This is a genomic window from Streptomyces sp. NPDC088246 (genome assembly GCF_044741025.1).
Lineage (GTDB): Bacteria > Actinomycetota > Actinomycetes > Streptomycetales > Streptomycetaceae > Streptomyces.
Genome location: NZ_JBIURV010000072.1, coordinates 23,881 through 29,880, shown reverse-complemented (window position 1 = coordinate 29,880; position 6,000 = coordinate 23,881). Strand labels below are relative to the sequence as shown.

Below are 6,000 nucleotides of genomic sequence, written 5' to 3'. Positions count from 1 at the left end.
CAAGGTCGTCGGCGAGGACCGGGGCTTCGCGAACGCGCGGGGAGCGGAGATCGACGAGCTGGTGTTGCGGTTGGACGGATAATTTTCCCCACCCCGTTAGTGACGGCTATCTCCACCGGAACCAGACTGCGGCTTCCGCCCTTGAAGCAGCCGAAACTCGGCCGGCCGGCTCAGGCAAGTAGTACCCGCTTCCGCAGCAGTTGGAAGCCTGCACGACCTAACATCTGTCGCTTGAGCATCTTGATTCGGTTGACGTGCCCTTCGACGACTCCGGAGTTCCAGGGCAGGGTGAATCCGGCGATGACGGCGTCGCGGTCCCGGTCGATGCCACCAGCGAGGGTGTGAAGGCTCGGCAGGTCGTCCTGCCGGGCGCGTCGAGCCATTCAGGGAGGTACTCGCCCCGACGCTCGGTGAGCATGGCCGCGAATGACCGGACGTGGCGGGTCAGAGCGTCGAGCTCGGGGCAGTGAGTCCGGACATCCTTGAGCCGGAGTTGCTCGGACTCGGTGAGGGTTTCCGGGTGCCGCAGAATCAATCAATCCGGCGACGGCCCGGGGCTGCCTTTCGGCCTGCTCCGACGCGCTGTGGAGGAGCCCGAAGGGCGGTGACCGTACCGGCCCCCGGTACTGGTGGGCTCGCGTATTCAACTGTCGTCAATTCACCATGGGGCCCACCCTATTAATGACCGTGTGTGGTCGCCGGAGGCATGCTGGTTCCGGGTTCCACCGAACTCGGATGCGAAGCGGGATGTGAGGACGCGGTGGCAGACAGGGGTGGCGACGGAGGCGGACGTCCCAGGGCCTGCTTTCGGATTGCTGCGGTGCGGCTGGCAGTCTTGGAGGACGCCGAGATCGTCGATCAACTTGGAGAGCGCGAAGGGATGCAACGGCTGACCGGCCCGCCGGCCGGGAAACAGCCAGGGCTCAAGAAGGCCCAGACCGAAGGGTCTCCGGCCTGGGCCTTCTGCGCTTGCTGGAGGATAGATGACCTTCTCGAGGGTTACTTCACGTCGACGTAGTCCGCCGCGGAGGCGACCGCCGGGGTGGTGGACGTGCCTGCGAAGGAGTAGCGGAAGTAGCCGTCCGCCGTGGCCTTCGTCGTCGTCCTCAGGTTGCCCTTGCTGTCCGTCGTGACGGTCTTGAGGGTCTTGTAGGTGCTGGTGCCCTTCTTCTTGAACTGGAGCTTCACCGGCTGCTTGGTGTAGCCCCCGTTCTTGTAGGTCTCCCAGTTGGCGCGGGTCAGGGCGCCCGTGACGGTGATCGTCTTGTTCTTCTTCACCGGTTCCGGCGAGGCGTTGACCGTCAGCCTGGAGTTGCGCAGGACCTTTGCCTTCGCGGCGGAATCCTTGGTGATGTAGTCACCGTCGTTGGCCAGGGCGTGGGCTCTCACGGTCCAGGTCCCGGCCGTGGTGTTGTCCTGGGGGTGGATGCGCGGGTTGATTTTCAGCGTGTAGGTGCAGGTGGTCGTGGTGAAGCTCTGGCGCACGCACTTGCCCGCGATGTTGTCGGGCATCACGAGACCGTAATAGTCGCCGTTCGGGAGGGGCGTGTGCGACATGACCGGGAAGGTCCTTCCGACCTCGATGCCCGAGTCGTCCGTGGCGGTCACCGCGATGGTGAACGTCTTCACGTCCGTGGTCCCCAGGACGATGTCCTTCCCTCCGTTGACGACCACCTTCGTGATCCTGATGTCGCCCGAGAAGTCATCCGCCTGGGCGGCCGCCGGAATCGTGAGCGCGGACAGGGCGAGAGCCCCGGCGAAGCCTGCCACGGTGGTGCGGTGATGCATGAAGGCGTTTCCCCCATGTTCCAGCGCCTCAGGAACGTCCCGAGGCGGAGCTGACAATGCCCACCCAGTACGCGGGTGGCACGGACATGACCATCAGGTCGCAGGAATGGTTGCCCATCGATCACACGGCTGCCAGGACGAGCGCGGGGCTCACGCCATCTTCCGGCCTCGGTTTACTGGTGGGCTCGCGTATTCAACTGTCACGATTTCCCCCGGGTTGCCGCCCCCTGTTGGCTGCAGAGAGTGACGTTTGTTCTTGGTCGGCGAATGCACCGGCGATGGTTGAGCATGCGAGCTCACCAGTGTCAGGCCCCTCATCGTGGCCTCGTCGTTCTGGCGCCCAGCCTGCTTCCGGGGTGACCGGGCGCAACGTGAGGTCCGATACGCGCCAGACTCGGCTGCCGTCGTACTGCAGTCTGACGGAGGTGGTCGCGCTCCGGGCCCAGCCGACCCCACTGGTACCACCTCTCTCCGAAAGGTCTCTCCATGTCTTCCCGTCTGGACTCCAAGGTCTTCGTCGTCACCGGCGGCTCCTCCGGCATCGGCCTCGCCGTCGCGCGGCGACTCGCGTCAGAAGGCGCCGCCGTCGTCATCGGCGCCCGTCGCAAGGACATCGGTGAAGGGGCTGCCGAGAGCATCCGGGCCACGGGTGGCCGGGCGCTCTTCGTTCCCGCCGATGTCTCCGTCGAGGCCGACGCCGCCGCGCTGGTCACGGCGGCGCTCTCCGAATTCGGCAGCCTGGACGGGGCGTTCAACAACGCCGGCTCTGTCAACGCCTCCGGCCCGGTGTCCAGTATCGACGGCGCCGCCTGGAACGCCGAGATCGCACAGAACGTCACCAGCGTCTTCAACTGCCTCAAGCACCAGATACCGGAGGTGCTCAAGACCCGTGGGGCGATCGTCAACAACGCCTCCAACATGGGGGTCGTCGCGCTGCCCGGCGTCGCCCCATACGTCGCCGCCAAGCACGCGGTCGTGGGCCTGACCCGGGCCACCGCGCTCGAAGTGGCCGAACAGGGCGTGCGTGTCAACGCCATCACCACCGGTGGCGTCGACACGCCGCTGGCCCGCACCTCGATGCTGACCAGCGACGAGGCTGTCGCGCAGATCTCGGCAATGCACCCGGTGAACCGCATCGCCCGGCCCGAGGAGATCGCCCCGTTCGTGGCGTTCCTGCTGAGCGACGACGCCTCGTTCATCACCGGCGCAGCCCTCGCGATCGACGGTGGATTCACAACCCGCTGACCGCCGGTTTACTGGTGGGCTCTTGTATCAACTGTCGCCGGTTCCCTGAGGAATCCGGCCCGCTGGTGACCTGGGATGATCACCAGCGGCGTATCGACTCCATGTTCTCTGCTCCTGTCCAAGGGCCCGGAGGCCGCGGCCGACCTTGACTTCAACTTCCTGCAGCTCGAACCGCGCGGCGGCAAGAACGTCGAGGACGTCGTCGGCGGTGCCGAGCTGATGATCAACGCCGGGTACAACCACGACCACACCCGTCTCATCGGCTACCCGGCCAACCAGAAACGCCCGCTGGACTGCACGGACAAGACCGTCCGTTACGACAGCACCGACCCCAAGATCCCGGGCAGCTTCCTGCGCATCGCCTGTGACAAGTACTCGGGTGGTGCCTCCGGTGGCCCGTTCCTCATTAAGCGGGGCAGCGACTGGGCCGTCATCGGCGTCATCGATGGCTGGAAGACGGGCGGCGACAAGGACGACATCTCCTACAGCTCCTGCCTCGACAGCGACGCCAAGGCGCTGTACGGCGACGCGGTCAACAACCGTCAGCCGGCGGGCCGTGGTGTCCTGGGCAAGGTCGAGACCTGGCAGCATGCCGACGTCATGACGGGTGGCTACTTCACTGACGGCAATCCGGGATCCTGGGACTACTCCGACCTGATCGTGCGCTGGGCGGTTTCCACGGCGAGATCCAGGTCAAGAAGCCCAACCGGCTCTGGACGCACGCCACCATCCTGGGCGCCGGCGACTACACGGACAACCGCCACCCGGACGACTTCCTGGTGCGGTGGTCCGACGGCGAGGTGTCCATGTACCCGGATGCCGACGAGACCGGCCTGAACCGCGAGATCACGTTGGTGTACCCGCCTGCGTAGGGCCTCCTGCCGGCTGGAGAAGGGCTTTCCCCTGGGGGAGAGCCCTTCTCTCGTCGGATCGTCCTCCTCACATCCGCGAGGGCTTCTTCTTGTCGAAGAGCCAGGTGTCGAAGAGCGCGGTCAAGTCCTTCCCTGACTTGCTCTCACACAGGGCGATGAACTGCCGGGTGTCAGCATTGCCGTGCCGGTGCTGCCGGGTCCAGGTACGAAGGATGTCGAAGAAGGTCTCGTCGCCGACGGCCCTGCGCACCTTGTGCACGACCATGGCACCGCGTCCGTAAACGGGCGGATCGGAGACGCGCCCTCCGCTGGGTGGATCCGCTGGCGGGAACGCCCAGATGCCCTCGCTCTCGGCGTCCGTGCCGTCGTAGAAGTCCTCGAAGATCTCCGTGGTGCTCCTGTTGCCCCGCTCCTCCTCCCAAAGCCACTCCGCGTACGTGGCCAAACCCTCGCTGAGCCACATGTCCTTCCACTTGCGCGGGGTGACGGAGCTGCCGAACCACTGGTGTGCCAGTTCGTGCACGAGCAGCACCCCTTCGGGCGCCTCGCCGAAGTAGGGCTTGGTCTGGGTCTCCAGGGCGTAGTCGAGCCCGGGCAGGTGGTCGACGATGGCACCGGTCGAGGAGAAGGGGTAGGGACCGAAGCGTTTACCGGCCCAGTCGACGATCTCGGGCACCAGGTCTGCGACATCGGCGGAGCCTTCGGCCTCGTCGGGGTCGATGGCGACGTAGACAGGCACGTCATTGTCCGTCCGGCCCTTGTGGATCTCGAAGTAACCGACGGAGACGTGTGCGAGGTAGCTGGCCATGGGCTCCTCAGTGCGCCAGTGCCGGGTCACCGTTTTACCCTTGTCCTCCTCCGTGATCAGCTCACCGTTGCTGATCACGTCGTAGGGGTCGCCGTCCTCGTCCTTGGGCACGGTGACCGTGATGTCGTACGTGGCCTTGTCCGACGGGTGATGGTTGCCCGGGAACCAGGCCATGGAGCCGGACAGCTGCCCCAGGGCCGTCGAGCCGTCATCGGTCTTTATCCAGCCTTCCAGGCCTCCGTCGTCGCCCTTGAGCGTGCGCGGTGTGCCGTCGTAGGTGACGACTGTCCTGAAGACTTCGCGGTTCCTCACCGTCTTCGCCGGTGTCACGAGCAGTTCGTCCCCCGAGCGAGCGACTTGGGCCTTGGCTCCTTGCACCGTGGTGGTGCGTACCCGCAGCCCTGACAGGTCGAGGTTGAAGCGGCTCAGGTCCTGGGTGGCCCGCGCTGTGATGACCGTCGTGCCCTTCAGGTGGTTGGTCTCGGGCCCGTAATCCAGCGTCAGCCCGTAGTGCACCACGTCATAGCCGCCATTGCCGAGCGCTGGGAACAGCCGATCCCCCACTCCGGCCGTGCCGGGCTTTCCGACGACGGCACCGTTTCCCGGTGCGGAGCCGGTGCAGGACGTCGTCACGGCCAGGAGGAGTGCTGTGGCCGGAGCCCAGCCGGACAGACGGCCCGGGACCGCCGGCCGAGGCCGGCTGCCCTTCACCATATGCAGTTTCATCTCGTGTCTCCCATCGATCGCAGGACGCGAGACGTCAGAAAGTCGGCATCGCCTCTTGGTTGCTTCAAGATGGGTAAAAATTCTATACGCGCCTTGCGGCTGACATAACGACGTTCATGATCCGTGATCAAGGTGAGCATGGGCCGCGCTGACCACCGGCCTTCGGCTCTGCACGGGGGGAGGTTGTCGGCGTGCAGCCGTCCGTCGCACTCGTACGGGTCGTCCAGGCCGTTCATCACGGCAGTGAAAGCGGCGTCGAGGACATCTGCGAACGCGTAGTGCACTCCGGCCTGTTTGAGCGCCTCCACAACGTCGTCGTGGGCGGCGCCGCGCCGGATGGCGCCGGCGAGCAGGCGCAGGGCGGCGGACGCGGCCGCCGGGGTGAGGTTGGCCAGGGTCTCGTCGGTGCCGGCGGGCACCCGGCGAGAGTGTTGCTGGGGGTGTCAGCCGGGACACCGGCTCGTCCACGACCCGGACCCCGCGGCCAACCGCCCGCGGGTGGGTGGCCAGCAGGGGTCTCCCCCTGGCGGTCGGGCGTGGTGGCATGCAGGGTGACCTGGG

At 66.2% G+C, this 6,000-nt stretch carries 6 protein-coding genes; 2 read left to right on the top strand and 4 right to left on the bottom strand.

The window, feature by feature from the left end; genetic code table 11:
- Window positions 1-170: 170 nt before the first annotated feature.
- Both ACIPEK_RS42225 and ACIPEK_RS42220 read right to left on the bottom strand, forming a co-directional pair.
- Window positions 171-383 carry a transposase gene (locus ACIPEK_RS42225; RefSeq protein ID WP_402007642.1) on the bottom strand — a complete coding sequence of 71 codons (213 nt, stop codon included), beginning with the start codon at window positions 381-383 and terminating at the stop codon, window positions 171-173.
- 616 nt (window positions 384-999) lie between these two features.
- Window positions 1,000-1,788, bottom strand: coding sequence for a DUF5707 domain-containing protein (locus tag ACIPEK_RS42220; protein ID WP_402007640.1), 789 nt, complete (start codon window positions 1,786-1,788; stop codon window positions 1,000-1,002).
- 486 nt (window positions 1,789-2,274) lie between these two features.
- Between ACIPEK_RS42220 and ACIPEK_RS42215 the strand changes: the two genes are divergently transcribed.
- A complete protein-coding gene (locus ACIPEK_RS42215) occupies window positions 2,275-3,033 on the top strand; it encodes an SDR family NAD(P)-dependent oxidoreductase (RefSeq protein WP_402007638.1) in 759 nt (252 codons plus the stop codon).
- Between the two features lie 75 nt (window positions 3,034-3,108).
- The gene (locus ACIPEK_RS42210; protein WP_402007636.1) at window positions 3,109-3,870 is read left to right on the top strand and encodes a hypothetical protein; all 762 of its coding nucleotides are present in this window, start codon (window positions 3,109-3,111) and stop codon (window positions 3,868-3,870) included.
- Between the two features lie 102 nt (window positions 3,871-3,972).
- Here the strand turns inward: ACIPEK_RS42210 and ACIPEK_RS42205 are convergent, their stop codons facing one another.
- Entirely contained in the window at window positions 3,973-5,439 is a 1,467-nt protein-coding gene (locus ACIPEK_RS42205) for a M1 family metallopeptidase (protein ID WP_402007634.1), read from the bottom strand.
- Entirely contained in the window at window positions 5,436-5,858 is a 423-nt protein-coding gene (locus tag ACIPEK_RS42200) for a hypothetical protein (protein WP_402007644.1), read from the bottom strand. The genes ACIPEK_RS42205 and ACIPEK_RS42200 overlap by 4 nt, the downstream gene beginning before the upstream one ends.
- Between the last annotated feature and the right edge of the window lie 142 nt (window positions 5,859-6,000).

Bases quoted from the DNA above. Each gene is read 5' to 3' on its own strand.
- ACIPEK_RS42225 (WP_402007642.1), bottom strand. From the start codon at position 383: ATGGCTCGACGCGCCCGGCAGGACGACCTGCCGAGCCTTCACACCCTC.
- ACIPEK_RS42205 (WP_402007634.1), bottom strand. From the start codon at position 5,439: ATGAAACTGCATATGGTGAAGGGCAGCCGGCCTCGGCCGGCGGTCCCG.
- ACIPEK_RS42220 (WP_402007640.1), bottom strand. From the start codon at position 1,788: ATGCATCACCGCACCACCGTGGCAGGCTTCGCCGGGGCTCTCGCCCTG.
- ACIPEK_RS42210 (WP_402007636.1), top strand. From the start codon at position 3,109: ATGATCACCAGCGGCGTATCGACTCCATGTTCTCTGCTCCTGTCCAAG.
- ACIPEK_RS42215 (WP_402007638.1), top strand. From the start codon at position 2,275: ATGTCTTCCCGTCTGGACTCCAAGGTCTTCGTCGTCACCGGCGGCTCC.